This window comes from Martelella sp. FLE1502 (genome assembly GCF_053484255.1).
Genome location: NZ_JBAKFQ010000041.1, coordinates 1 through 24,241 on the forward strand (window position 1 = coordinate 1; position 24,241 = coordinate 24,241).

A 24,241-nucleotide genomic window follows, 5' to 3' on the forward strand; every position below is an offset into this window, starting at 1 on the left:
GAGAAGTGTCAGGCATGTCTCCGAACATCTGTCAGGTATGTATCAAGGCCGTACATCAAGCCCGAGGATGACCCGGTATGTGGGAAACGTTTGTCAACAAGCTGGAATCTTCGAGCATTTGTCCACCTATGATTCCAATCTGTTCCTTTTTGATTCTCCGGAATCGGCCATATGCGATACCCCTGTGACGGATGGGAGGCGATGAAGACAAGCACCGGGTGAATCTGGTATGGCGCAAGTGAAGAGCGCCCAAACAAAAAGGCGCCGGGAAAAACCGACGCCCTGAAATGCGATTGAAGCTTCGAGCCGCTCACTCGGTCCCGAAAAAGTCCTTCATCTTGGAGAAGAACCCGTTTGATTCCGGGTTGTTCTCCTTCGAGGAAAGCTCATCGAATTCCTGCAGCAGCTCGCGCTGGCGCTTGGTGAGCTTCTGCGGGGTCTCGACGCGGACCTGGATGTAGAGGTCGCCGCGATGCGAGGAGCGCAGTACCGGCATACCCTTGCCCTTCAACCGGAACTGCTTGCCGGCCTGGGTGCCTTCGGGAACGGCGACGCGCGATTTCGCGCCGTCGAGCGTGGTCACCTCGAACTTGCCGCCGAGTGCTGCCTGCGTCATCGAGATCGGCACGGAGCAGTGCAGGTCCGCGCCGTCGCGCTGGAAGAACGGGTGCGGCTTGACCGACAGGAAGATGTAGAGATCGCCCGACGGACCGCCGCGCAAGCCCGCTTCGCCTTCGCCCTGAAGGCGGATGCGGGTGCCGTCCTCGATGCCGGCCGGAATGTTCACCGAAAGCGAACGCTCCTCGACCTTGCGGCCCTCGCCCCGGCATTTGGGGCAGGGGTCGGAGATGATTTCGCCGCGACCGTGGCAGGTCGGGCAGGTGCGCTCGACCGAGAAGAAGCCCTGGGCGGCGCGCACGCGCCCCGCGCCGTGACAGGTGCCGCAGGTCGTCGGTGTCGAGCCGGGCTTTGCGCCCGAGCCGGAGCATTCGTCGCACACGACCGAGCTCGGCACGCGAATCTGCGCCGTCTTGCCGTGGAAGGCCTCATCAAGGCTGATTTCCATATTGTAGCGCAGATCGGCGCCGCGTTCGCGGCCGTTCGGCTGGCGGCGACCGCGCGCCCCGCCCATCATTTCGCCAAAAATATCCTCGAAGATATCCGAGAAACCGCCGGCGCCGCCGAAGCCCTGCGCGCCGCCGCCGAAACCGCCGGCGCCCGGTCCGCCGTTTTCGAACGCGGCATGGCCGAAGCGGTCATAGGCGGCCCGCTTCTGCGGGTCCTTCAGGGTTTCATAGGCTTCGTTGATTTCCTTGAATTTCTTCTCGGCTTCAGCGTTGTCCGGATTGCGGTCGGGGTGATACTTCATCGCAAGCTTGCGGAAGGCGCTCTTCAGCTCCTTTTCGTCGGCCGAGCGACCGACGCCGAGTGTCTCGTAAAAATCCGCTTTTGCCATGGAGATGCAATACCTCTTGAAAAAGAGTGACCGGCCGTCCTGGGACGGCCGGAATCATTCAGGTCCTATCCGATCGAAAGATCAGGCCGATTTCTTCTTGTCGTCATCGTCGCTGACGTCTTCGAATTCGGCGTCGACCACATCGTCAGACTTGGCATCGCGGGCCGCGTCGGCGGAAGCCTGGGCTTCCTCATCTGACTGCTGAGCCTCGTAGATCGCCTGACCGAGCTTCATGGAGACTTCCATCAGCGTCTGGGTCTTGGCCTGAATGTCATCGGCATTCGGCTCTTCGGCGGAAACAGCGGTCTTCAGCTCGTCGATCGCGGTCTGGATGGCAGTGCGGTCATCCTCGGAGACCTTGTCGCCATGCTCCTTGAGCGACTGCTCGGTGGAGTGAATCAGGCTTTCGGCCTGGTTCTTGGCTTCAACCGCGGCACGGCGCTTCTTGTCTTCCTCGGCATGGCTTTCGGCGTCCTTGACCATCTGCTCGATGTCGCTGTCGGACAGACCACCCGATGCCTGGATGCGAATCTGGTGCTCCTTGCCGGTGCCCTTGTCCTTGGCCGAGACGTTGACGATGCCGTTGGCGTCGATGTCGAAGGTGACTTCGATCTGCGGCACGCCGCGCGGGGCCGGGGGAATGCCGACGAGGTCGAACTGGCCGAGCATCTTGTTGTCGGCGGCCATTTCGCGCTCGCCCTGGGCAACGCGGATGGTCACGGCGGACTGGTTGTCCTCGGCCGTCGAGAAGGTCTGGCTCTTCTTCGTCGGGATCGTCGTATTACGGTCGATCAGGCGGGTGAACACGCCGCCGAGCGTTTCGATGCCGAGCGACAGCGGGGTTACGTCGAGCAGCAGAACGTCCTTGACGTCGCCCTGCAGAACGCCGCCCTGGATGGCAGCGCCAAGCGCCACGACTTCATCCGGGTTGACGCCCTTGTGCGGGTCCTTGCCGAACAGCTGCTTGACGGTTTCCTGCACCTTCGGCATGCGGCTCATGCCGCCGACGAGTACGACTTCGTCGATCTCGCTCGCCGAAACGCCGGCATCCTTGAGCGCGGCCTTGCAGGGGCCGACCGTGCGCTTGACGAGATCGTCGACAAGGCTTTCGAACTTGGCGCGGGTCAGTTTCAGCGTCAGGTGCTTCGGACCGGTTGCGTCCGCCGTGATGAACGGCAGGTTGATTTCGGTCTGCGACGAGGACGACAGCTCGATCTTGGCCTTTTCGGCGGCTTCCTTCAGGCGCTGCAAGGCAAGCTTGTCGGAGCGCAGGTCAATGCCGTTTTCCTTCTTGAACTCGTCGGCGAGGTATTCGACGAGACGCATGTCGAAGTCTTCACCACCGAGGAAGGTGTCGCCATTGGTCGACTTCACTTCGAAGACGCCGTCGCCGATTTCGAGGATCGACACGTCGAAGGTGCCGCCGCCAAGGTCGTAGACCGCGATGGTCTTGCCTTCGTTCTTGTCGAGGCCGTAGGCGAGCGCGGCTGCGGTCGGCTCGTTGATGATGCGTAGCACTTCAAGGCCGGCGATCTTGCCGGCATCCTTGGTGGCCTGGCGCTGGGCGTCGTTGAAGTAGGCGGGAACCGTGATGACGGCCTGCTCGACCTTTTCGCCGAGATAGGCTTCCGCGGTTTCCTTCATCTTCTGAAGGACCATGGCCGAGACCTGCGAGGGAGAATAGGACTTGCCGTTGGCTTTCACCCACGCATCGCCATTGTCGCCCTTGACGATTTCGAAGGGAACGAGGCCCTTGTCCTTGGTCACGGTCGGGTCTTCGTAGCGGCGGCCGATCAGGCGCTTCACCGCGAACAGCGTGTTGGTGGGGTTGGTGACGGCCTGACGCTTGGCGGGCTGGCCGACAAGGCGCTCGCCATCTTCGGAAAAGGCCACCATCGACGGCGTCGTGCGCGCGCCTTCGGCGTTTTCGATCACCTTCGCATCCTTGCCATCCATGATGGCGATGCAGGAGTTGGTGGTTCCCAGGTCGATACCAATTACTTTAGCCATTTTATTTTCTCTCCTTTTAAGCAGGCCATCCGAACCCTTCAGGCATTCCTTGATGGCCCCTTGAGCATGGTCTTGATTTGATTTCCAGGGCGGCGATAACGCCGTTGTGATCGGTATATAATAAGCGCCAAAACGCTCTGCAAGGCGCTGCGGGCGGCTTAAAACGCCATTTATGACCAAATTTTACGCGTGATCGCGGATCGCCCAGCCGGTGCGCACGGACAGGAAATATCGATTCCATCACGCTCATGATGCAGACGGGCAGGCGCGTTCCCAGACGGTGCGCGGCAGCAGGTGCACGCCGCTTGCCGCGGAAGCGCCATCGCCGACGATATGGCCGATGCCCTCGGCCATCACGGCCAGCGTCATGTCGAAGGCGTTGAGGCTGTCGCCTTCGCCGCCAACGAGATTGGCCATCGCGCCGTCGACGAACAGATGGATGCAGTTTTCCGAGGCGAGGCGGTAGGTCGTGACGGCGGGCAGGGCCCTGGTCTGCGGCAGCTCGGCGAGCGGCGCCAGTTCGATTTCATCGATGCGATGGCCGGCATTCAGCAGGAAGCAGCCGTCCTTCAGGCGCTGGATCACGGAATATGGAACGACATGATGGCCGCCGGTTCCGGTGACGATCACATCGGCGAGCGGCGCAAGCGCCTCGACCGATCCGGCCAAAAAGCCGTCATAGCGCGCCTGCAGAACCCGCGCCGGATCGATCTCGGCGACCATCACCGTACCGCCGAAGGCCCGCGCGCTGGCCGCGAGCCCCTGGCCGACGGAGCCATAACCGACCACCAGCACGGTCTTTTCATGCAGGCTCAAAAGCGTGCGGGTGAAGAAGGCGTTCCAGGTGGTCAGCCCCACCATGTGGCGGTTGTGCAGCCCTTCCTTCACCGGCAGGTCGTCCCAGTTGAAGATCGGCCATGGCGGCAGCGCGCCCTGAAGCCGGTTGATGCCGGAGCCCGTGGCCTCCAGCCCGGCCTTGATCGGCGGCATTTCCATGCCTTCGGTGAGGAGCATATGGGTGAAATCCGCGCCCATTTCGCTGAGGTGAGTCGGGCCCCATTCTAGCCCGGCTCGGATTGCCGCGCGCCAGTCCTCCTCCGGCATGTTCTTGTAGGCATCGACCCGCGCGCCGGCGGCGCGCATCGCGTCAACGACCTCGTTGCGCACGGTCGCCGGATTGCAGGTGGTCACGAACAGCACCGCCCCGCGGCTTGCCAGCCCTTCCACCAGCGGCAGCATCTTCATGTCGAGATGCATGCTCATCGCCAGCCGGATGCCGGTCATGTCTGGCAGGTTTTCGACCGCGCGTGCGGTGCGCGGCATATGGGCCTTCGCCCATGTCGGCGTGATTTCTGTCATTCAGTTCGTTTCTTTCAGCGCTATCGTCCGTGGCGCTTCTGATAGCGGCCGCGCAGCCAGAATACCAGAAAAACCGCAAGGACGAAGGCGATCCCCACGGCGACCGCGAGCCAGACGGAGTATTGCGCGAGATAATTGACCGCGTCGGGCAGGAAATAACCGCCGGTCAGCAGGCCGAAAAAGATCAGCGCCGCGGCGATGATCGTCGAGCGGTTGCCGGTGGGTTGATCAGCCATGCGCGCCAGCCTCCCTGATCTCGGCAAGTGTGCGGATCTGCCTGCCATCGGCGGTGAAATTGTCCGGCGCCAGAAACGCCTCGAAGGCCGCCTTGCGTTCCGGCCATTCGCTGTCGATCATCGCATACCAGGCGGTGTCGCGGTTCCGGCCCTTGGCGACCATATGGTTGCGGAAGGTGCCCTCATAGGTAAAGCCGAGCCGCTTCGCGCTGGCATGGCTCTTTTCGTTCTCGTTGTTGAGCTTCCACTCATAGCGACGGTAGCCGAGATCGTCGAAGATGTGGCGCGCCATCAGGTAGTGAACCTCGGTCGCCATGGTCGAGCGCTGCATCGCCGGGCCATGCGCCACCGCGCCGACTTCGATCACGCCGTTCTTTTCGTCGAGCCGCATATAGCTCGCCATGCCGACCAGCCTGCCGGTTTCCTTCGCGCGGAAGACGCGGGTGATATAGCTACCCGAGGCATTCTCGCGGTCGAGCCAGGCGCGGAAATCCGAAGCATCGGCAAACGGTCCGTTCGGAAAATACTTCAGAAGACCGTTGATCGCGTCCGCTGTCCCGCCGAGCCCTTCCCAGAGCTCAACGGCTTGGCGTGCGCCGTCATAAGGCTCGACAGTCACGCTCGCGCCTTCGGCGACGATCGGCTGCGGGCGCTCCCGTGGCGCAAAATTCCTCAGATCCTGCATCGCAATACCTTTGCAATTGGAAAGACCCCGACGAAGGGCCGGGGTCGCCAACACCTTGAAACAGCGACGGCCTAGGCCTTCAGCGTCGCGCAGGCCTCTTCGGCAAGCTTGCGGATGCCGTCCCAGTCGCCGCGCGCGACCATGTCCTTCGGCGCAACCCAGGAACCGCCGACGCAGATGACGTTGGGAAGCTTCAGGTAATCCGGCGCATTGGCGAGCGACACGCCGCCGGTGGGGCAGAACATGACATCGGGGATCGGCGAGGAGAGCGCCTTCAGATAGGGCGCGCCGCCGGCCTGTTCGGCGGGGAAGAACTTCATCACCCGGTAGCCTTCCTCGCGCAGCGACAGCACTTCGCTGGCCGTCGCCGTGCCCGGCAGCAGCGGCACGTCACTGTCGTCTGCGGCATCGAGAATATCGCCGTTGATGCCGGGCGAGACGATGAACTCGGCGCCCGCCTTTTCGGCTGCGGCATAATCGCGCGCCGAAAGGATGGTGCCCGCCCCGATCACGGCCCCTTCGATCTCGTCGGTCATCGCCTTGATGGCGTCGAGCGCGGCATCGGTGCGCAGCGTGATTTCCAGCGTCTTGAGCCCGCCTTCCACCAGCGCGCGCGCCAGCGGCACGGCGTGTTCGACGGATTCCACGATCATCACCGGAATGACGGGTTGCGCCGTCAGCGCCTTGAGGAGGGTTTCAGTTTTCGCTTCCATTCTCGCACCGCTTTCGTGGTTGATATTGTCCATGGGATACCCCGGCAAAGCCGGCAAGTCGAGCCCCGGAACGGGGTTATTCTTTGCTGCCCATTGCCTGCGGGCGCAGTGATCTTCATAAGGGAATTTCATCACGGCGGCGTGAACGCCAGAGGCAGGGCTGACAGCGTCCGGGAGAACGATCATGGCCAAGGAAATCGAGCGCAAGTTTCTGGTCGATGGCGACGGCTGGAAAGATGGCGCGGAGAAAGGTGTCCGCCTGACCCAGGCCTATCTGATGAGCGGACCGCAGCGCTCCGCGCGGGTGCGTATCTTCGATGGCGGCCGCGCGCGGCTGACGATGAAGTTCGGCGGGGCCGCGCTCAGTCGCGATGAATATGAATATGACATCCCGCTTGCCGATGCGTTGGAACTTGTGAGCCATGCGCTGGGCGCCGTCATCGACAAGACCCGCTACTGTCTCGCCGACGGCGCATATGTCTGGGAAATCGATGTCTATCACGGCGATCTCGCGGGCCTCGTGGTGGCGGAGGTGGAACTGCCTGATGAGGCCGCCACGCCGCCGCTTCCCGATTGGCTCGGCCGCGAGGTGACCGGCGACCCGCGCTATCTCAACCAGACGCTGTCGGAAACCGGCCGGCATCCTGAGGAGGCAGACTGATATGGCATTCTCGCTCGATCCCGATCGCCCTTTCGACGCCGCCGTCCGGAAAGTCGCCGTCTCCCAGCTTGAGGACGCGATCCGCGCCCTGAAGAAGCAGCCGAACGGCGTCCATGAGGCGGTTCACGACGCCCGCAAGAAGTTCAAGCGGGTGCGCGGCCTCTACCGGCTGGTTCGCCCCGCCGCGAAGGATTTTGCGAAAGCGGAAAATGCCCGCATCCGCGATCTGGCGAATTCCCTTTCGGCCGACCGGGATGCAGCCGCGCTGATCGAATGCGTCCGCTATCTCAGGCTGAGTGCGGCCGATGGAAAAGTCGACATGGCGCTCGGGCTGCTGGAGGCGGCGCTGATCGTCCGGCGCGATGCCAGGGCGGTTTCCGAGGATGCGCTGCAGAAGAAGGTAAAGGCGGCGATCGGCGTCTGCCGGGAGGCGATCGCGGCGGTCGAAGACCAGGATTTCGACGGGAAATCGCCGGAAAAGGCGATCGCCAAGGCCTGGCGCAAGCAGCTTGCTTCCGCCCATGTCGCCGTCATGGCGGTGCGGGCCGAGGCGACGGACGAGCATTTTCACGATTTGCGCAAGGAGGCGCAGACCTACTGGATGTTCTGTGCGCTTGTCGCCGATATCTGGCCGACGGCACTGAAGGCCAAACGCGCCGACGCCAAGGCGCTTGCCGACCTCATCGGCCACGAGCATGATCTCAGTGTGATGATCGCGCTGCTCGACGGCCCGGACGTGCCGACGCTTTCCGGTAAGACCCTCCGGATCTGCCGCGAGGAAGCGATCGCGCAAAGGGCGCGGTTGCGCCGCCGGGCGGTGAAGAACGCCCGCAAGGTGTTCGACGACGAGGCGGAAATCGAGAGCGCGATTGTCAAGACGCTCTGGCGCAAGCGCGTCGCGCGCGGCGAAGGCTGACAATTGCAAAGCCTCAGCAATGGGTGTATTGGCCGCAAACACGCCCTGCCGATTGAAAACGTAACGCGGAGACAGGCCATGTCCTATCTGGTCGCAGCTCTTTATCATTTTGCCCGCTTCGCCGATTATGAATCGTTCCGCGCGCCGCTTCAGGCCGCAGCCGACGACAACGGCGTCAAGGGCACGCTGCTTCTCGCCCATGAAGGCATCAACGGCACGATCGCAGGCACGCCAGAGGGCATCGCCAAGTTGCTCGCCTTCATTCGCGCCCGGCCGGAGCTTGCCGGCATGGAGCACAAGGAAAGCCACGCCTCGAAAATGCCGTTCAATCGCATGAAGGTGCGTCTGAAGAAGGAAATCGTCACCATGGGCGTCGATCATATCGATCCCCTGAAGACGGTCGGCACCTATGTCGAGCCGAAGGACTGGAACGACCTGATTTCCGATCCCGACACGATCGTGATCGACACCCGCAATGATTACGAGACCGCGATCGGCATCTTTCGCGGCGCGGTCGATCCGAAGACCAAGACCTTCCGCGAATTCCCCCGCTGGGTCGCCGAAAACCAGGGCCTCCACAACAAGCCGAAGATCGCGATGTACTGCACCGGCGGCATTCGCTGCGAAAAGGCGACCGCCTTCATGAAGGAGCAGGGCTTCGACGAGGTCTATCATCTGAAGGGCGGCATTCTCAAATATCTCGAGGAAGTGCCGGAGGAGCAAAGCCTCTGGGACGGCGCCTGCTTCGTCTTTGACGAGCGCGTTTCGGTCACCCATGGCCTGAAGGAAGGCGAGCACGAGCTCTGCCACGCCTGCCGCCATCCGGTGACGCCCGAGGACAAGCTTTCCGCCGACTACGAGGAAGGCGTTTCCTGCCCGCATTGCGCCGACAGCTATTCGGAGACCGACCGCGCCCGCTTCCGCGAGCGCCAGCACCAGATCGCGCTGGCCAAGGCCCGCGGCGAGCGCCATCTCGGGGCGTAGGGCCCGTCAGGCACTGTGGGCAGGCACTGCACCGACTCTGGATTTACCCGTCTTTAATCATGATTGGTTAGCTTCGCCCCAACAAACAAGCAAGACGGTCGGCATCATGCGTTTTCTGGCAAAATCCCTGGCAGTTTCGGCAGCAGTGCTGCTTTCGGCCTGTTCGACGTTCTCGTTCCTGCCGGGGGCCTCCGAGCCGATCCCCACGCCGATCGCCGCCAATCCGGCGTCGCTCCGGATCGCGGTTCTGGCGCCCGAGGAATTCCGGCTGCCGAAGGGCGAGGTCGAACTGACCGTCTATCAGCGCGGCGCGGGCGGCGATATCAGCCAGGACTACACGCTGGTGAATGCCGATTCCGAGAAGGTCGATGCGGCGGTCGCCGAATTCCGCAAGCCAGGGCAGGTGGTGACGCTGCTGAGACTGGCGCCCGCCGATGCGTTGCGCCTGCGCGACCAGCAGGAGCAGATGGCGGCCGCGCGCGGCGCCGGCAGCGCCAAGCCGGGCTTCGAGGTCGATCTCGATTCCACCTGCTGGAACGGCGCGATGGTGGCCCCCGCAGTGCCGCTCGATGTGCTGATCAGGGCGGATTCCGACGGAGAATTTCATCCGCTGCTCTCCGATATCGATATTTTCGCGCTGATGAACCGGCCGGAAGACTCGCGCCTGAAGAAGTGCTCCTGACGCTTCGATTTCTCTCTTGAGAACGTTTTGAACGCTCAGTCCCGGTGCTCGCGGGCCAGCGCGTCGATCGCGCGCTCCATGCCGGGGCGGATCGCGACCATCAGCGTGGCATAGCCCTCCTCGACCGGCCAGAAGCGCTCTGCCAGATAGGGCCCGACGCCGGGGGCTGCGCGGGTCACCGCGATATTGGCATCGCGGGTGTTCCATTCCGTCAGCCGCATGATCAACTGCTCGTCGACAGCTTCCTGTTCCATGTCGGGCCGCACGAACACCTGCCAGATCCAGGCTTCGCCGGCCGTAACCGGCTGGATCGCCGCCGCAATCATCTCGCCCGAAAGATAAAGCGCGTGGATGCGAAGCTGGTCGTTACGGCCGAGCTTCTTCGCCGTGGGCAGCAGCGCCGCAAACCGGGACCGGTCTTCCGCGACCGTGGTCGTGAGCGCTGAAAGCTCCTCCAGCATCAGCGCGGTTTCGGATGGGTTGCGGGCGATGTGGTAGCCGATCTTCCCGCGCGCGTTCAGCGCTTCCCACTTTGCAAGATTGGCCTGCCAGGCCTCGCGCTCGCCGGGCGTCAGCGCGGCGCCTGCGGGATTGATTGGGCCCGAAAGCGCGCGCCTGCGGCGGGCGTGGGTCACCCGGAAGGCAAGGCCGCGGGCAGCGGCCACCGCGCGGGCGAAGCGCATGAACGCGCCATCTGCCAAGAGATGCGGAAACACGGCGATGCCCGGCAGGTTGACCAGCGAACCGGCAAGCGCCTCGAACAGCTGGTCGAGCGTCGCCATCGGCCGGTGGCGCGAGATCAGCGGCGCGTGATAGCCGATATCGCCGATTGCGTGGGCAAGCAGGTGCGAGCCGTTGCCGCGCACCGAAAAGGTCATCAGTGCGGTCAGATTGTCATCGCTGTCGCCGTCTTCCATCAGCGCCACGCGCAGCAGAGAGTGGCGCTCGCCGAGCGCCGGCAGCAGGAAGGCCGGGGTCTGGAAGATGTTGCGCTCGATCGCGCTCTCCGCCAGCCGGTCCATCGCCGGCTCCATATGGTCGGGCGCTTGCGAATAGAGCGAGAACTCGCCGCCGCTTCTGACTTCAAGGCGGATATCGGGTACGGCCTTACCGGGCTGGACGACGGAGAGCTTGGATTTGAGGCGGGCCGGCGGACGCTGGCCGAGGTCCTTGCGTATGATGCTCATGGCCGCGCCCCTTTCGGCCGGCGGCCGAAGCGCACTGCGCGCGGCATGTCCGGCAAGACGGGCAGCTCTGGGGGGCCTGAACGCATGGATACTGAACTCTTACAAACGCACTTAACAAGGGATAACCGGTTTCGGTTAACAAAGCGTTGGCCACGCTCACGCCACACCGGCCTTGCAATTTTGGCTGATACGGGCAGACTGTCTTGTAAGTGTCATGTTTGCGAAGCGGAGACGCCATGGCTGACAAGCCGGAAACGCAACGCGGCCGGGCTGCCGCCAACGCCAATGTGGTGGAGCTCAGCCAATATCGCGCCGGCCAGAAGGCCGAGCCCCTGCCGGTGACCTTCCACCGGCGCGAACTGGACGCGATCCTCTGGATCTACGGCCGCATGGTCGGCGAGGGCGAGTGGCGCGACTATGCGCTGGACCACCTGAAGGACAAGGCGGTGTTCTCGGTCTTCAAACGCGCCGGCGAAATGCCGCTCTACCGGATCGAGAAAAACCCCAAACTCGCCGCCCGCCAGGGCGCCTTCTCGGTCACCAACACCGCCGGCATGGTGCTAAAGCGTGGGCACGACCTGAAACAGGTGCTGAAGGTCTTCGACCGGAATTTGAAGCTGGTAGAGAAGTAGCCTCTGACTGATGCTCCGCCGTCCGCCGGGGCGTAGCCGGGGATGAGACCCGCAAAAAGGAAAGGTCTTGCAAGAAAAGAGGGCTCAGTTTGCTGACAAACGTCTCCCACACTCTGGGTCATCCTCGGGCTTGACCCGAGGATCCAGTCAGACTGGCAAAATCTTCGTTATAAATCCTTGAAAATTCAGCGACTTAAACCGCCTGGATGCTCGGATCAAGTCCGAGCATGACACAATACGAAGGGCCCATGACACACGATGGTCAACGCCCGGCGCTTTGTCAGTAGCCAGAAGGCCGGAGCGTGCCCCGGCCTCCTGTTCGCGGCAACGCCTCAGTGGGCGTCTTCCATTTCCTTTTCGGGTTCCGGGGCCTTGGCGGCCTGAAGCTCCTGGACGGCCTTGTCAGGATCGGCCGGGAAGGCGTCGTCGGTGACGTTGCCTTCGAGCAGGTCGATCGCGTATTTCAGCTGCACGTCGTCCTCGGTCTCGCGCGGAACATAAGCGACCGAGCCGGAGCCCTCGTCGGTTTCCGCATCACCCTGGATATGGCCGCGCAGCGCGGATTCACCTTCCGGACGGATCAGGCCTTCAAGGTCTTCCGGCAGCACCTGCTCGACAACGATGTCGGGGCTGATGCCGGTGCCCTGGATCGAGGTGCCCGACGGCGTGTAGTAGAGCGCCGTTGTCAGCCGCAGCGAGCCTTCCGAACCGAGCGGAACGATGGTCTGGACCGAGCCCTTGCCGAAGGTGCGGGTGCCGACCAGCGTCGCCCGCTTCAGGTCCTGCAGCGCGCCGGCGACGATCTCGGATGCCGAGGCGGAGCCGCCATTGACGAGCACGACCAGCGGCTTGCCGTCGGTCAGATCGCCGGGGCCCGCATCGAAGCGGCGGGTCTCGCTGGAATTGCGGCCACGGGTGGAAACGACTTCGCCTTCGTCAAGGAAGGTGTCGGCCACCGCGACGGCCTGATTGAGGAAGCCGCCCGGGTTGAGACGGAGGTCGAGAATATAGCCCTTCAGCTCGTCTTCCGGCACTTCCTTCTTGATCTCGTCAATCGCCTCGACAAGGCTTTCGTCGAGCTTCTCGTTCATGAAGGTGGTCAGCCGGATATAGCCGATATCGTCATTTTCGACGCGCCATTTGACCGACTGCACCGGAATCACCCCGCGCACGATCGTCATCTCGATCGGCTTGGCCACGCCATCGCGCAGAATGGTGATGTCGATCGGCTCGCCGACCTCGCCGCGCATGCGGTCGACCGCATCGTTGAGAGAAAGGCCGCGCACGCTCTCGCCGTCGATCTCGACGATCTTGTCGCCGGCCAGCACGCCGGCATTGGAGGCGGGCGTATCGTCGATGGGTGCGACGACCTTGACGACGTCATCCTCCATCGTCACCTCGATGCCGAGCCCGCCGAATTCGCCCTTCGACTGGTCGCGCATCTCTTCGGATTCTTCTGCCGTCATATAGCTCGAATGCGGGTCGAGCCCGCTCAGCATGCCATTGATCGCATCCTGGATCATCTTCTCTTCGTCGGGCGGCGAGACATACTGGCTGCGCACCCGCTCGAACACATCGCCGAACAGCGACATTTCGCGGTAGGTCGAATCGTCGCCGGCCGCGCGCGCCGGTATATCGGCCGAAACCAGAATGCCGGTCGCCGCTGCGCCCAGTGCGGCGCCCGCCAGCAGAAGCGTTGCCCTACGTATCATTGCGTGCCTTTCCATCAATATTGTCCACCCACCAGGGTTGAGAATCGACCGGCTTCCCATTGTGTCGGAACTCAATGTAGAGTGTCGGCCTGTCCGTTTCCAGCGCCATTGTCGCAGCGCTCGCGATCCGTCTTGTGCCCATTTCGGCCAGCGGCTCGCCGGAGAATATGAAATCGCCCTGGCGAACCTTGAGATCCTCCATGCCGGTCATGACGATATGATACCCGTCGCCGACATTGAGGATGACCATCTCTCCGTAACTTCTGAAGCGCCCGGCGTAAACCACCGTCGCGTCGGCGGGGGCGCTGACGAGCGCGCCCGGTCGCGCGGCAATGGTCATTCCGGTCGCCGTATGGCCCGTTCCGTCCGGATCGCCGTAGCGGCGCAGGATTTCGCCCGAAACCGGCAGGATCAGACGGCCTTTCAGATCAGAGAATGGATATGCAGGCGTAATGCGGTTTTTATCGGGCGTTGCCGAAAGCGCGCGCTGGCGCGCCTCGATCTGCTGCGCCTCGGTCATCTGCCGGCGGCGTTCGGCCTCCTGCCGCGCCAGAAGGGCGGCGTTGCGGGCCGACGTGATTTCGGTCTCCAGGCTGGCGATCAGGCCGTTGAGGTCGGTCGCGCGCGCGGCCAGCAGTTCGGCCTGGCGGCGCTCGGCTTCGAGCTGCTTCGCGCTGGTTTCCCGGGATCTCTCGTTTTCGGCGATCAGCAGGTCCATGCGCCGTCTTTCCTCGGCAAGGCTGTCGAGGTCGGCCGCAAGTCCGTCGCGGGCCTGCTGCTGCTCGGCCTTGACCGTCCGCAGCGATGTCAGGTCGGCCAGCACAGTTTCCATCCGGGCCCGCATTTCCGGCACAACGCCGTTCAGCAGGATGGCGCTTCGGACCGAATCGAGCGCATCGCCGGGGGCGACCAGAAGGGCCGGCGGCGGATCGCGGCCCATGCGCTGAAGCGCTGCGAGCACATCGGCCAGCACATCGCGCTCGGCATTGAGCGAAGCTTTCAGCGCCTCCTCCTGGTCCGAGAGTTCGGCAAGCCGGGTTTCGGCCGCGGCAATCTGCTCCTCCAGCCCGCGCCGACGCTCGGCCGAGGCCACGAGCGCCTCCTTCAGGCTTGCGGTATCGCCGGAAAGGGCGTCGATCTCGGCCGTAAGCGAGGCGATCTTTTCCTTCGAAAGCGCGATCGAGTTTTCGATCTGGTCGAGTTCGACCGCCTTTTCGGAGCGTTCGTTTGAAAGCCTGTCGACGAGCTCGGCCGATCCGGCGGTCGGCTCCTGCGCGACGGCGAGCGCGGGCAAGGCCCAGGCGGCGATGCCGCAGGCGAGGATGATCCGCAATGATCTGGTTGCCGCCATATCCGTTTCCGCGCGAGGAAAAGTGGATTTTGATCGCGGAGAGATTAACGAAATATCAACGACGCAAGAACACACAAAATTTTGATGATTCTTACCACGTTCAGGCGCGGTGATAGGGATGGCCGGAAAGCAGGGTCACGGCGCGGTAAAGCTGTTCGGCCAGCAATATGCGGACGATCTGGTGCGGCCATGTCATCGCGCCAAAATTGATCGTCAGATCAGCGCGTTCGGTAAGAGCGGGGTCAAGCCCGTCGGCGCCGCCGATCGCGAACAACATCTCGCGCTTGCCGGCATCGCGGTATTTCTCGATCTGGGCGGCAAAGCCCACGCTGTCGAAGGACTTGCCGGTCTCGTCAAGCAGCACCAGCACGGTATCGGGCGAGATCGCGGCCTCAAGCGCCGCCGCCTCCTCGCGCTTGCGGGTGGCAGCGTTGCCGGCGCGGCTTTCATTGACCTCGATGACCCTGGAAAAATCGAGCCCCTGCGCCTTGCCGGTCTTCTTCAGCCGGTCGAGATAACGGGCGACAAGCTCCTTCTCCGGGCCGGATTTCAGGCGGCCGACCGCGAAAATACCGATCTGCATATGCTTTTCTTTCGGCCCGCAACAACCGCGTCACGCAGTGCGTCATGCACCGCGCGGTCCGTTCGGGCAGTTCACGCCGACTCTGAGCAGCATGCTGCTAGTGCAGGCGCGCCTCGTTCATTTCAGGCGCCGACCACATCTTCTCGATATTGTAGAATTCGCGGACTTCCGGCCGGAACACATGGACGATCACGTCGCCGGTGTCGATCAGCACCCAGTCTCCGGACTCCTGGCCCTCGACCTTGGGCGTGCCCGCGCCCGACTGTTTGATGTCCTTGACCAGATGGTCGCAAATCGCCATGACGTGACGGTTCGAGCGCCCGGAGACAACCACCATATGGTCGCCGAGAGCCGATTTTCCGCGAATGTCAATGGTCACAATATCTTCTGCCTTCGAATCCTCAAGGCTGGCGAGGACGGTGGCAAGAGCCTCATCGGCGGCATAAGCGTCGCTTCTGCTGCTCTGCGGCGCGGTATCCGCGCCCTTCGCGTGCAATGTTGTCAGGGTTCTTCCTTTCATCCGGACCAAGCACGAATGCGACTCGTCACTCCGGCGGGCCGCTGGCTATAAAGGTGATGCCAAAGGCAGTCTGTTGCAAGGGTTTTCCTGCGCAAATTTGAAGGCAGGCTTCAGGGAAGAATCCGGAAGGCAACCGCCGCGGCGTCATCGCTGACCTTGTAGCGCGGGAATTTCTCGCCTTCGGGATCGTCGATCCGCTCGATTTGGCGCAGGCGTTCAAGAAGCGGTGGGAGTCCGTCGCGAAAGGCTACATCGATCAGGCCGGCGGGCGAAAACGCGTCGTAATTGTCGCAAAGAGCGGCAAAACCATCCGAGCACAGCAGGCCGCGCACCGGCGCTTCCAGGCCGCAATCTTCCCGGACGATATGGTCCGCCGCCGCCGGCACGAGGCCGAGCGTGAAGACCTTGCCGTCCGGCGTGTTCTGGCGGGCGCGGCCGGCGCGCAGCATCGCCAAGGTCTCGGCATCGCCGGCGATATCGGCGGCGCCCTTGAAACCGCCGATGCGTTCCAAATGGGCGCGGGCGGCGGCGATCTCCTTCTCGCGATTGCCCTTCAGCGCCGTGGTTTCGAAAACATGACCGGCTTCGTCCTGAAGGAACAGCCGGCAATCGCCAAGCCCGTAGGTGACGAGGCGATTGTCCTCGATCCGCAGCATCTGGAAGGCGGCGGCGGGCCACATGTAGCGGGGCAGGTCGTCAGTGCCGGCGGCTGCATGGTAGAGATCCCGCGCCGAGGCGTTGATCGCGGCGACGGTCTCGGCAACGGGCCGGTCTCCCGCGGCGGCGAACATCCGCGCCGCATGGGTCGCAAGCCAGGCGGCATCGCCCTCGGCCATCACCTCCCGCTCGCCGATGCCGGTCGCGCCGTCGATGACGAAGACCGAATGCGCGTTCCAGCCATAGCGGTCGTCGCTCGCCCCGCCGGGCTTGCCGGGATCGGTGATGTCGGCGACGATCTCAAGCTTCATCTCTTGTTTTCCAGTCTGAGCGCTGTCGAGGAGACGGCCGAGCGCGGGCCGTGGATGAAGGTCCAGGCCGGCGGCTTCATCCGCGGCAGGGCTCTCGCCGCGCGTTCGGGCACACGGGCTTTGTCGAGCGTGCGGGCCGCCTTGGAGGAGAGATAGGTCAGCGTCGCGCCGGGCCGATCGATGACGGCGATCGGCACGGTGGCCGCAATCCGCCGCCATTCCTGCCAGCGGTGGAAGTCGCCGAGATTGTCAGCGCCCATGATCCAGACGAAGTGCACCGCCGGGTTGCGGCGGATGATGTGGCGAATTGTGCGGGCGGTATAGGCCGTGCCAAGCGTCCTTTCGATAGCCGTTACCCGGATGCGCGGATCGCCGGCCATGGTGTCCGAAAGCGCCAGCCGCTCGGCAAGCGGGGCGAGGCCATTGCCGCTTTTCAGCGGATTGCCGGGCGTCACCAGCCACCAGAGCTGGTCGAGGCCGAGCCGCTGGAGCGCAAGCTTCGCCACCAGAAGATGGCCCTCATGCGGCGGATTGAACGAACCGCCGAACAGACCGACCGTCATGCCGGGCTGAAGATGCGGCATGACGAGGTGGCGGCGCGCGATCTCCGTCAAGCCGTCAGGCCCGCGTCTGGCCGCTGCCGCGCACCAGATATTTGAACGAGGTGAGCTGCTCGACGCCGACCGGCCCGCGCGCATGCATCTTGCCGGTGGCAATCCCGATCTCCGCGCCCATGCCGAACTCGCCGCCATCGGCGAACTGGGTGGAGGCATTGTGCAGCAGGATCGCGGAATCGATCTCGTTGAAGAAGCGGGCGACCACCTCCGGGTCCTCGGCAATCACGGCTTCCGTATGGTGCGAGGAATATTTTCCTATGTGTTCGATCGCCCCGGAAATACCGTCGACCAGCTTCACCGCGATGATGGCGTCGAGATATTCCGTGGTCCAGTCGTCCTCGCTCGCCTCGTCGCGGCCGCGGGCATAGTCGATCATGTCGTGGTCGACGCGCACCAGGCAGCCTTTCGCCTCCAGCGCCTCGATCAGCGGGGTCGCAAACTTATCGGCAGCCGCGCGATCGATCAGCAGCGTTTCGGCGGCCCCGCAAATCCCGGTGCGGCGCATCTTGGCGTTGACGACGATCTCGCGCGCCATGTCGAGATCGGCGGATTTGTCGACATAAATATGGCAGAGCCCTTCGAGATGGGCGAAGACCGGCACACGCGCCTCAGACTGGACGCGCGCGACGAGGCTCTTGCCGCCGCGCGGCACGATCACGTCGATATTGCCGGAAAGGCCCGATAGCATTTCGCCGACGGCGGCGCGGTCGGTGGTCGGCACGATCTGGATCGCGTCTTCCGGCAGGCCGGCCTTTTTCAGGCCGGCGGCAAGCGCTGCATGGATCGCGCCGGAGGACTGCGCCGAATCCGAGCCGCCGCGCAGGATTACGGCGTTGCCGGCCTTCAGGCACAGCGCGCCGGCATCCGCCGTCACGTTGGGGCGGCTTTCATAGATCACGCCAATCACGCCGAGCGGCGTGCGCACGCGCTCGATCTTCAGCCCGTTGGGGCGGTCCCAGGCGGCGATCACGTCGCCGACCGGATCGGCAAGCGCGGCGATTGCGCGGATGCCGTCGGCCATCGCCTTGATCCGGTCCGCATTCAGTTCCAGCCGGTCGATGAAGGAGCCGGCGACGCCGTTTTCCTTCGCGCGGGCGACATCTTGCCGGTTGGCGGCGAGAATGGCGTCGCTATCCGCCTCGATCGCATCGGCCATGGCGGCGAGCGCCGCGTTCTTGGTTTCCGTCGGCGCGATCGCCAGCGCGCTTGCGGCCTTGCGGGCGCGGCGGCCGAGATCGGCCATCGTGGTTTTCACATCCTGAACCTGATCAAGCATGGGCTGATCCTTCCCGTTTTGCTACCGACATCACGAGGTCGTCGCGATGCACCATCGCGGCGCGGGCGGGATAGCCCAGAATCGCCTCGATGCCGGCGGTCTTCTTGCCTGCGATCATCCGGGCTTCGTCGCTGTCATAGCCTGAAAGCCCGCGGGCGATCTCGCCGCCCTTCGGGTTGACGATGGCGACAGTGTCGCCGCGCGAAAAATGCCCGTCAACCGCGGTAACGCCGGCAGCGAGCAGGCTGTTGCCGCGCTTTAAGGCCGCAACCGCGCCGTCATCGATATGGATCGTGCCGGCGGGCAGAAGCTGGCCGGCGATCCAGGTCTTGCGGGCGCTGACGGGCGCGCGCGAGGCATGGAACATCGAATGGCGCGCGCCGTCCGCGATCGCCTGCAAAGGATGATCGATCTTGCCCGACGCGATGATCATGGCGCAGCCGGAGGCGGTCGCGATCTTGCCGGCCTCGACCTTGGTGCGCATGCCGCCGCGCGACAGCTCGGAGGCGGCTCCGCCCGCCATCGCCTCGATCTCCGGCGTGATCGCCTCGATTTCCGCGAGGAAACGGGCATCGGGGTCCAGATGCGGCGGGGCGGTGTAGAGCCCGTCAATGTCGGACAGCAGCACCAGAAGATCGGCCCCGATCATGGTGGCGACGCGGGCTGCCAGCCGATCATTGTCGCCATAGCGGATCTCGCTGGTGGCGATCGTGTCATTCTCGTTGATGATCGGCACGGCGCCGAGCTTCAGCAATTGCCGGAGCGTGGCGCGGGCGTTGAGATATTGCCGGCGCTCCTCGGTGTTCTGCAGCGTCAGCAGGATCTGCCCGGCGATGATGTCATGCGTTTTAAGGCTTTCGGTCCAGGCGCCGGCAAGCCCGATCTGGCCGACGGCTGCTGCTGCCTGCGCCTCTTCCAGCTTTAGCGCGCCCGATGGCGCGCCGAGCACGGTGCGCCCGAGCGCGATCGCGCCGGAGGACACCACGAGCACCTCGACGCTGGCGGCCTTCAGGCCAGCGATATCGGCGGACAGTTTTTCAAGCCAGCCGCGCTTCAGGCCCGTCGCGCCATCCACCAGCAGCGCCGAACCGATCTTGATGACGATGCGGCGATAATGGGCAAGCGTACGCCCGCTCATGTCAGGGCTCCCATTTGTCGTGGCGGCCCTTGTCCTCGGCAGGTTCGGGGGCCGCAAGCCCAAGGCGGGCCTCCTCCGCGCGGATGACCTTGGCAAGCTCGCGCTGAACCTCGGTCATACCGATCTGGGCGACGGCGGAAATGGCATGAACCGGCCCGCCGCTTGCCTTTTCAAGCGCCTCGCGCTTTTCCTTCAGGGTGTCGTCGTCGAGTATATCGACCTGCGACAGCGCAACGATTTCCTGCTTTTCGCCGAGTTCGACATCATAGGCTTCCAGTTCCTTGCGCACCGTCGCGTAGGCCGTGGCGACATCTTCCTCAAGGCTCGAGACGAGATGCAGCAGCACGCGGGTGCGTTCCACATGGCCGAGGAAGCGGTCGCCGATGCCAACGCCCTCATGCGCGCCTTCGATAAGGCCCGGAATATCGGCGAGGATGAACTCGCGCCCGTCAATGCTGGCAACGCCGAGATTGGGATGCAGCGTGGTGAACGGATAGTTGGCGATCTTCGGCCGCGCCCTTGTGACGGTCGCAAGGAAGGTCGACTTGCCGGCGTTCGGCAGGCCCACGAGCCCGGCATCGGCGATCAGCTTCAGCCGGAGCCATATCGTCTTTTCCTCGCCTTCGAGGCCAGGATTGGCCCAGCGCGGGGCCTGGTTGGTCGCGGATTTGAAATGGGCATTGCCGAAGCCGCCATTGCCGCCGGCGGCCAGCCGGTAACGCTCGCCTTCGCGCGTCAGGTCGCAGATCAGCGTTTCACTGTCTTCCTCGAACACCTGGGTGCCGACGGGAACCTTGAGCGTCACGCTTTCGCCCTTGGCGCCGGTGCGGTTGCGGCCCATGCCGTGGCCGCCGGTCGCGCCCTTGAAATGCTGCTGGTAGCGGAAATCGATCAGCGTGTTGAGCCCGTTGACGGCCTCGACCCAGACATCGCCGCCGCGCCCGCCATCGCCGCCGTCCGGGCCGCCGAACTCGATGAACTTCTCGCGGTGAAACGACACCGAGCCCGCCCCGCCATCGCCGGAGCGGATATAGACCTTTGCCTCATCGAGAAATTTCATCGTTCCGTCGCTTCAGTTTGAGTGATTGCCGCATCGATATAGGCCATGCGGGCGAAGGTCAAAGATTATCGTGAATTTTGGCATGCGTGCCGGGCCGCGCTGGCGGCCCGGCCAGACATCAAAACCGGTATGGCGTGAACAGCGCCGGCGTCAGCGCGGTGGTGATCTCCTGTGTCATCCTTCCGCGGCTGACCGACCAGATTTCGCGCTGGCCGGTGATCTTGGAGCCGAGCCGCTGCAACACCCTGAGCGAGGCCGGGTTGTCGGAGAACGCGCCGGAATGGAGCGTTGCGCCGGTTTCAGCGAAAAACCGTTCCGCGACACCCGAGACCGCCTCGCTCATGAAGCCGCGGCCCCAATAGTAGCGCCCCAGCCAGTAGCCGAGATGATAGCCGCCCTGCCGCCGCTCAATCGAGACCAGCCCGATCGCAACGCCATCGCCCGGCTGGGTGATCGCCACCGGCCAGCTGTCGTCGTTTCCCACATGGCTCAGCCACTCGACCGCGTCTTCCAGCGTATAGGGAGACGGCACGCGGGCGAGCATCCGGGTGATCTCCGGATCGGCCAGCAGGCCCGCGATCCGTTCGGCATCCGTGACGCGAACCGGCCGCAGCGTCAGCCGCGGGGTATCGACGATGGGGCAGGCGCCGAGCATCTCGGCCGCCGCGCTCATCGCTGGCCTCCCCAGCTCTTCAGCGACATCCAGTTGCGCCGGTCGAGGCGGTACCATTCGACTGAGACCGCGCTGCCGACGGCAAGCGACTGCACCATGCCGGGGCCCTGGAACTGGAAGCCGCACTTGTGCAGCACCCGGCGCGACCGCTCGTTGACGACCCGGCAGCGGGCGTCGATGTGGTCGACCTCGTTGCGCGTGCGGAAGATCATGTCGATCAGCACCTGGACGGCTTCGGTGGTGTAGCCATGGCCCCAATAGGGCTCGCCCAGCCAGTAGCCGATCTCGACGATATCCTCCTCATACGGAATGTTCTCGATACCGCAGCAACCGAGGAATTCGCCGTTGTCGGCCTTGGTGATGGCATAGACGCAATTGCCGATCGCGCCCTCTTTGGTTCGCTCCACGAAATTGGCGGCATCTGTTGCAGTGTAGGGATGCGGCATGCGCGACACCATGGTCGCGATTTTTTCGTTGTTGGCGAGATGGGCAATGGCGTCAATGTCATCTTCGTGCGGGGCTCTCAGAACAAGCCTTTGCGAAAGAAGAACGGGGCAATCCCGCCTTTGTTGGTCGGGCCTCAGCCGCTCTCTGGAAAGCCGGGATTGGCTCTCCCTTTGTAAATCCCTTTGCATTGTCAGGTCCTCTCCTGGTTTGAAACGAAAGAAGGGAAGATGGTGGCGTCCCATCTTCCCTTCTCTTTTCAAAATCCAGGTCCGGTAACCTGAAAATCTAAGCCGGGTCGATGTGACGCCGGCTATTTTTTAAGCGGTCCGGCTTATTCCGCTGCTTCTGCGTGTTTCGGGGCCACGGACACATACATGCGGCCATTGGCGCGCGCGCGGAATGTCACGTTGCCTTCAATCTTGGCAAAAATGGTGTGGTCCTTGCCCATGCCGACATTGTCGCCGGGATGCCACTTGGTGCCGCGCTGACGAATGATGATGTTGCCCGGAATGACGTTCTCGCCACCGAACTTCTTCACGCCAAGGCGCTTGGACTCAGAATCGCGACCGTTGCGCGACGAACCGCCAGCTTTTTTGTGTGCCATTGGAGTTCTCCTTTAAACCTTCGAAATCTGCTCTAACGATCAACCGGCGACGATGTCGGTGATCTTGACGACCGTGTGATGCTGGCGATGGCCGCGCGAACGCTTGGAGTTCTGGCGACGACGCTTCTTGAAGGCGATGACCTTCTTGCCGCGGGTCTGCTCGACGACTTCCGCCTTGACGAGCGCGCCCTTGACGAAGGGGGCGCCGATCGTGGCGTCGGCGCCTTCGCCGACCATCAGCACTTCAGCAAATTCAATCTTCGCGCCGGCGTCGCCATCGAGCTTCTCGATGGTGATGACATCCTCGGCGTTGACGCGGTACTGTTTACCGCCGGTCTTGATGACTGCGAACATATTTTGACCTTTCATGTTCTCGCCCGGTTCTGCTCCCGAAAGGAGAGCGACCGTCTTTTTGTCAGTCTGGTTAAAGCAGGGATTTCAAAGAGAAATTCTTTTCAAAACCCGGTCTGCCGGTGAAATGCGGGCAAGCCCGCAGCAATGCGTGCGCCAAAAGGACACACGCGTCCGGAAGCGTGCATACGCGAGCCGCGCGCTGAAGTCAATAAATCCCGGCCGCAAACCATGCATTTTCGCGCCGGCAAATTTGCCGTTCCGTCCATGGGCTCCAGCGGATGCGACGCGCAAGGAAGGCCGCGCGCCGCATCCGCGATCATGCGCCGGGCTTTCTGCGCGGATGCCCGGCGCCGCGTCATGCCTCAAACATCCAAAAAAACCATCGCGTTCACTCTTGCAAGACAAGCCTTTGCCCGCTAAGAGACACCCCGCGTTCAAACGCAGACCACGGCACTTTATGGAGAGGTGGCAGAGTGGTCGAATGCACCGCACTCGAAATGCGGCATACGGGCAACCGTATCGAGGGTTCGAATCCCTCCCTCTCCGCCAGATTTTTATTTGAAAATCAATGGATTAGATAGGCCTGCAATCTGCACCGGTTTGGCTTCGCGTCCGCTAGGTCAGCGGCATTCCGTGTCGGGCCACTATCGCGGCGCACTTCGTGCCGGACTGTGGGAAGGCGACTGCTCAGAGCCCTCGGATGCTGACCTCATAGGCTCCTGCCTATTGCTGAGCTGACTATTGCCCCTAGAACGGCGTGCGCAAGCATTGAGCCGATCTCACACAAAGCGGGTTGTAGCCCTTTCTTTCTGGTATTTCTTTCGAGAGCCTCCAGTAGATCAGCCGTCAATCGTGATGGTAGTTTGTGGTATGGATCTAGTGCGCATTCATCATAGCTTTTTCGTATCGCATGATGAAGGCGTATGAAGCCTTGTCGGTAATAGGCGACATCACCAATTCTCTTCGCGTCCAATGGCACTACAACACAGCCTTCATGGGGATCTTGCAAATATGGATCGAAGAATACGATACATAGTTTATTTAGAACATCTTTATTGATCTTTAATTGGTTTCTGAATTCATCAATGCTTTTCTGAAACTCGAAATTGGCCTTCCAGCGTCGGCGCTCCTCATTCGCTTCATTTACGCCCACAATTAAGTGCCAATCACCCATAGCGATCTCGTCGAATACGTGCACATAACGCTCAGCAAAATCCGCGGCCACATCAGCCGAAGGTGCTATAAGAATACTCCAAAGGCCACTTTCAGGTTGATCTCCATTTGCAATTTCTTGAATGTTATATTCATCCAGCGAATTCAGTCCCGTTGGTCGCATAGACTCGTGTTCCCTTCGAAATAAGGTTGAACCGCACCGGGTTTGCCGGAGGCTCCAACTCTTGAGTAAGATGGAGCATTA

26 protein-coding genes and 1 tRNA gene are annotated in these 24,241 nt (G+C 62.9%); 6 read left to right on the forward strand and 21 right to left on the reverse strand.

The window, feature by feature from the left end; translation table 11 throughout:
- Positions 1–310: 310 nt before the first annotated feature.
- The 6 genes from dnaJ to V6767_RS21860 all read right to left on the reverse strand — a co-directional run bounded on the left by dnaJ (position 311) and on the right by V6767_RS21860 (position 6,459).
- Positions 311–1,456 (reverse strand): molecular chaperone DnaJ, encoded by a 1,146-nt coding sequence (gene dnaJ, locus V6767_RS21835; RefSeq protein ID WP_448432434.1) that lies wholly within the window; start codon positions 1,454–1,456, stop codon positions 311–313.
- Between the two features lie 81 nt (positions 1,457–1,537).
- The gene (gene dnaK, locus V6767_RS21840) at positions 1,538–3,466 is read right to left on the reverse strand and encodes a molecular chaperone DnaK (RefSeq protein ID WP_448475374.1); all 1,929 of its coding nucleotides are present in this window, start codon (positions 3,464–3,466) and stop codon (positions 1,538–1,540) included.
- A 246-nt stretch (positions 3,467–3,712) separates the two neighbouring features.
- Complete coding sequence (locus tag V6767_RS21845; RefSeq protein ID WP_448475375.1) at positions 3,713–4,825, reverse strand: adenosylhomocysteinase; 1,113 nt, start codon at positions 4,823–4,825, stop codon at positions 3,713–3,715.
- Between the two features lie 20 nt (positions 4,826–4,845).
- Complete coding sequence (locus V6767_RS21850; protein ID WP_448475376.1) at positions 4,846–5,061, reverse strand: hypothetical protein; 216 nt, start codon at positions 5,059–5,061, stop codon at positions 4,846–4,848.
- A complete protein-coding gene (locus tag V6767_RS21855) occupies positions 5,054–5,746 on the reverse strand; it encodes a GNAT family N-acetyltransferase (protein ID WP_448475377.1) in 693 nt (230 codons plus the stop codon). Before V6767_RS21855 ends, V6767_RS21850 begins: the two co-directional genes overlap by 8 nt.
- A gap of 71 nt (positions 5,747–5,817) precedes the next feature.
- Positions 5,818–6,459, reverse strand: a complete 642-nt coding sequence (locus V6767_RS21860) for a 2-dehydro-3-deoxy-phosphogluconate aldolase (protein WP_448475393.1) — start codon at positions 6,457–6,459, stop codon at positions 5,818–5,820.
- A gap of 184 nt (positions 6,460–6,643) precedes the next feature.
- Here V6767_RS21860 and V6767_RS21865 point away from each other — a divergent pair, with 184 nt between their 5' ends.
- The 4 genes from V6767_RS21865 (at position 6,644) to V6767_RS21880 (ending at position 9,702) form a co-directional block, all read left to right on the forward strand.
- Positions 6,644–7,120: a CYTH domain-containing protein gene (locus tag V6767_RS21865; protein WP_448475378.1), complete on the forward strand. Its 477-nt coding sequence runs from the start codon at positions 6,644–6,646 to the stop codon at positions 7,118–7,120.
- A gap of 1 nt (position 7,121) precedes the next feature.
- Entirely contained in the window at positions 7,122–8,036 is a 915-nt protein-coding gene (locus tag V6767_RS21870) for a CHAD domain-containing protein (RefSeq protein WP_448475379.1), read from the forward strand.
- A gap of 78 nt (positions 8,037–8,114) precedes the next feature.
- Positions 8,115–9,020 carry an oxygen-dependent tRNA uridine(34) hydroxylase TrhO gene (gene trhO, locus V6767_RS21875; protein ID WP_448475380.1) on the forward strand — a complete coding sequence of 302 codons (906 nt, stop codon included), beginning with the start codon at positions 8,115–8,117 and terminating at the stop codon, positions 9,018–9,020.
- Between the two features lie 106 nt (positions 9,021–9,126).
- Entirely contained in the window at positions 9,127–9,702 is a 576-nt protein-coding gene (locus tag V6767_RS21880) for a hypothetical protein (RefSeq protein WP_448475381.1), read from the forward strand.
- Positions 9,703–9,737: 35 nt separating this feature from the next.
- On the opposite strand, the gene V6767_RS21885 is transcribed toward V6767_RS21880, so the two are convergent.
- A complete protein-coding gene (locus tag V6767_RS21885; RefSeq protein ID WP_448475382.1) occupies positions 9,738–10,889 on the reverse strand; it encodes a GNAT family N-acetyltransferase in 1,152 nt (383 codons plus the stop codon).
- A gap of 236 nt (positions 10,890–11,125) precedes the next feature.
- On the opposite strand from V6767_RS21885, the gene V6767_RS21890 reads away from it, so the two are divergent.
- Positions 11,126–11,521, forward strand: coding sequence for a DUF2794 domain-containing protein (locus V6767_RS21890; RefSeq protein ID WP_230719212.1), 396 nt, complete (start codon positions 11,126–11,128; stop codon positions 11,519–11,521).
- A gap of 332 nt (positions 11,522–11,853) precedes the next feature.
- Here the strand turns inward: V6767_RS21890 and V6767_RS21895 are convergent, their stop codons facing one another.
- From V6767_RS21895 to rplU, 13 genes are all read right to left on the reverse strand, one after another.
- Complete coding sequence (locus tag V6767_RS21895) at positions 11,854–13,233, reverse strand: S41 family peptidase (RefSeq protein ID WP_448475383.1); 1,380 nt, start codon at positions 13,231–13,233, stop codon at positions 11,854–11,856.
- The gene (locus V6767_RS21900; RefSeq protein WP_448475384.1) at positions 13,223–14,584 is read right to left on the reverse strand and encodes a murein hydrolase activator EnvC family protein; all 1,362 of its coding nucleotides are present in this window, start codon (positions 14,582–14,584) and stop codon (positions 13,223–13,225) included. The genes V6767_RS21895 and V6767_RS21900 overlap by 11 nt, the downstream gene beginning before the upstream one ends.
- A gap of 100 nt (positions 14,585–14,684) precedes the next feature.
- Complete coding sequence (gene rlmH / locus V6767_RS21905; RefSeq protein WP_448475385.1) at positions 14,685–15,167, reverse strand: 23S rRNA (pseudouridine(1915)-N(3))-methyltransferase RlmH; 483 nt, start codon at positions 15,165–15,167, stop codon at positions 14,685–14,687.
- 97 nt (positions 15,168–15,264) lie between these two features.
- Positions 15,265–15,687, reverse strand: a complete 423-nt coding sequence (gene rsfS / locus V6767_RS21910; protein WP_033411395.1) for a ribosome silencing factor — start codon at positions 15,685–15,687, stop codon at positions 15,265–15,267.
- A gap of 110 nt (positions 15,688–15,797) precedes the next feature.
- On the reverse strand, positions 15,798–16,655 hold the full coding sequence (locus tag V6767_RS21915) for a hypothetical protein (RefSeq protein WP_448475386.1): 858 nt from the start codon (positions 16,653–16,655) through the stop codon (positions 15,798–15,800).
- Positions 16,652–17,239 carry a nicotinate-nucleotide adenylyltransferase gene (locus V6767_RS21920; RefSeq protein WP_448475394.1) on the reverse strand — a complete coding sequence of 196 codons (588 nt, stop codon included), beginning with the start codon at positions 17,237–17,239 and terminating at the stop codon, positions 16,652–16,654. The genes V6767_RS21915 and V6767_RS21920 overlap by 4 nt, the downstream gene beginning before the upstream one ends.
- 34 nt (positions 17,240–17,273) lie before the next feature.
- Positions 17,274–18,548, reverse strand: a complete 1,275-nt coding sequence (locus tag V6767_RS21925; protein ID WP_448475387.1) for a glutamate-5-semialdehyde dehydrogenase — start codon at positions 18,546–18,548, stop codon at positions 17,274–17,276.
- Positions 18,541–19,686 (reverse strand): glutamate 5-kinase, encoded by a 1,146-nt coding sequence (proB, locus tag V6767_RS21930; protein ID WP_448475388.1) that lies wholly within the window; start codon positions 19,684–19,686, stop codon positions 18,541–18,543. Before proB ends, V6767_RS21925 begins: the two co-directional genes overlap by 8 nt.
- A 1-nt stretch (position 19,687) precedes the next feature.
- Positions 19,688–20,746: a GTPase ObgE gene (obgE, locus tag V6767_RS21935; protein ID WP_448475389.1), complete on the reverse strand. Its 1,059-nt coding sequence runs from the start codon at positions 20,744–20,746 to the stop codon at positions 19,688–19,690.
- Positions 20,747–20,864: 118 nt separating this feature from the next.
- Positions 20,865–21,419 carry a GNAT family N-acetyltransferase gene (locus V6767_RS21940; RefSeq protein WP_448475390.1) on the reverse strand — a complete coding sequence of 185 codons (555 nt, stop codon included), beginning with the start codon at positions 21,417–21,419 and terminating at the stop codon, positions 20,865–20,867.
- Positions 21,416–22,054 carry a GNAT family N-acetyltransferase gene (locus V6767_RS21945; protein ID WP_448475391.1) on the reverse strand — a complete coding sequence of 213 codons (639 nt, stop codon included), beginning with the start codon at positions 22,052–22,054 and terminating at the stop codon, positions 21,416–21,418. The genes V6767_RS21940 and V6767_RS21945 overlap by 4 nt, the downstream gene beginning before the upstream one ends.
- A 143-nt stretch (positions 22,055–22,197) precedes the next feature.
- Positions 22,198–22,470 (reverse strand): 50S ribosomal protein L27, encoded by a 273-nt coding sequence (rpmA, locus tag V6767_RS21950; protein ID WP_018067800.1) that lies wholly within the window; start codon positions 22,468–22,470, stop codon positions 22,198–22,200.
- Between the two features lie 39 nt (positions 22,471–22,509).
- Positions 22,510–22,824 (reverse strand): 50S ribosomal protein L21, encoded by a 315-nt coding sequence (rplU, locus tag V6767_RS21955; RefSeq protein ID WP_448432474.1) that lies wholly within the window; start codon positions 22,822–22,824, stop codon positions 22,510–22,512.
- Positions 22,825–23,283: 459 nt separating this feature from the next.
- On the opposite strand from rplU, the gene V6767_RS21960 reads away from it, so the two are divergent.
- Positions 23,284–23,373: transfer RNA gene (locus V6767_RS21960), tRNA-Ser, on the forward strand.
- 160 nt (positions 23,374–23,533) lie between these two features.
- Here the strand turns inward: V6767_RS21960 and V6767_RS21965 are convergent.
- Positions 23,534–24,160, reverse strand: coding sequence for a hypothetical protein (locus tag V6767_RS21965; protein ID WP_448475392.1), 627 nt, complete (start codon positions 24,158–24,160; stop codon positions 23,534–23,536).
- Positions 24,161–24,241 lie beyond the last annotated feature (81 nt).

Coding starts and splice junctions, on each gene's coding strand:
- V6767_RS21945 (WP_448475391.1), bottom strand. CDS start 22,054: ATGCAAAGGGATTTACAAAGGGAGAGCCAATCCCGGCTTTCCAGAGAG.
- V6767_RS21895 (WP_448475383.1), bottom strand. CDS start 13,233: ATGATACGTAGGGCAACGCTTCTGCTGGCGGGCGCCGCACTGGGCGCA.
- V6767_RS21860 (WP_448475393.1), bottom strand. CDS start 6,459: ATGGAAGCGAAAACTGAAACCCTCCTCAAGGCGCTGACGGCGCAACCC.
- proB (WP_448475388.1), bottom strand. CDS start 19,686: ATGAGCGGGCGTACGCTTGCCCATTATCGCCGCATCGTCATCAAGATC.
- V6767_RS21900 (WP_448475384.1), bottom strand. CDS start 14,584: ATGGCGGCAACCAGATCATTGCGGATCATCCTCGCCTGCGGCATCGCC.
- rpmA (WP_018067800.1), bottom strand. CDS start 22,470: ATGGCACACAAAAAAGCTGGCGGTTCGTCGCGCAACGGTCGCGATTCT.
- V6767_RS21920 (WP_448475394.1), bottom strand. CDS start 17,239: ATGCCGCATCTTCAGCCCGGCATGACGGTCGGTCTGTTCGGCGGTTCG.
- V6767_RS21850 (WP_448475376.1), bottom strand. CDS start 5,061: ATGGCTGATCAACCCACCGGCAACCGCTCGACGATCATCGCCGCGGCG.
- V6767_RS21855 (WP_448475377.1), bottom strand. CDS start 5,746: ATGCAGGATCTGAGGAATTTTGCGCCACGGGAGCGCCCGCAGCCGATC.
- V6767_RS21915 (WP_448475386.1), bottom strand. CDS start 16,655: ATGAAGCTTGAGATCGTCGCCGACATCACCGATCCCGGCAAGCCCGGC.
- rplU (WP_448432474.1), bottom strand. CDS start 22,824: ATGTTCGCAGTCATCAAGACCGGCGGTAAACAGTACCGCGTCAACGCC.
- V6767_RS21885 (WP_448475382.1), bottom strand. CDS start 10,889: ATGAGCATCATACGCAAGGACCTCGGCCAGCGTCCGCCGGCCCGCCTC.
- dnaJ (WP_448432434.1), bottom strand. CDS start 1,456: ATGGCAAAAGCGGATTTTTACGAGACACTCGGCGTCGGTCGCTCGGCC.
- dnaK (WP_448475374.1), bottom strand. CDS start 3,466: ATGGCTAAAGTAATTGGTATCGACCTGGGAACCACCAACTCCTGCATC.
- V6767_RS21890 (WP_230719212.1), top strand. CDS start 11,126: ATGGCTGACAAGCCGGAAACGCAACGCGGCCGGGCTGCCGCCAACGCC.
- rlmH (WP_448475385.1), bottom strand. CDS start 15,167: ATGCAGATCGGTATTTTCGCGGTCGGCCGCCTGAAATCCGGCCCGGAG.
- rsfS (WP_033411395.1), bottom strand. CDS start 15,687: ATGAAAGGAAGAACCCTGACAACATTGCACGCGAAGGGCGCGGATACC.
- trhO (WP_448475380.1), top strand. CDS start 8,115: ATGTCCTATCTGGTCGCAGCTCTTTATCATTTTGCCCGCTTCGCCGAT.
- V6767_RS21845 (WP_448475375.1), bottom strand. CDS start 4,825: ATGACAGAAATCACGCCGACATGGGCGAAGGCCCATATGCCGCGCACC.
- V6767_RS21870 (WP_448475379.1), top strand. CDS start 7,122: ATGGCATTCTCGCTCGATCCCGATCGCCCTTTCGACGCCGCCGTCCGG.
- V6767_RS21925 (WP_448475387.1), bottom strand. CDS start 18,548: ATGCTTGATCAGGTTCAGGATGTGAAAACCACGATGGCCGATCTCGGC.
- V6767_RS21880 (WP_448475381.1), top strand. CDS start 9,127: ATGCGTTTTCTGGCAAAATCCCTGGCAGTTTCGGCAGCAGTGCTGCTT.
- obgE (WP_448475389.1), bottom strand. CDS start 20,746: ATGAAATTTCTCGATGAGGCAAAGGTCTATATCCGCTCCGGCGATGGC.
- V6767_RS21940 (WP_448475390.1), bottom strand. CDS start 21,419: ATGAGCGCGGCGGCCGAGATGCTCGGCGCCTGCCCCATCGTCGATACC.
- V6767_RS21865 (WP_448475378.1), top strand. CDS start 6,644: ATGGCCAAGGAAATCGAGCGCAAGTTTCTGGTCGATGGCGACGGCTGG.
- V6767_RS21965 (WP_448475392.1), bottom strand. CDS start 24,160: ATGCGACCAACGGGACTGAATTCGCTGGATGAATATAACATTCAAGAA.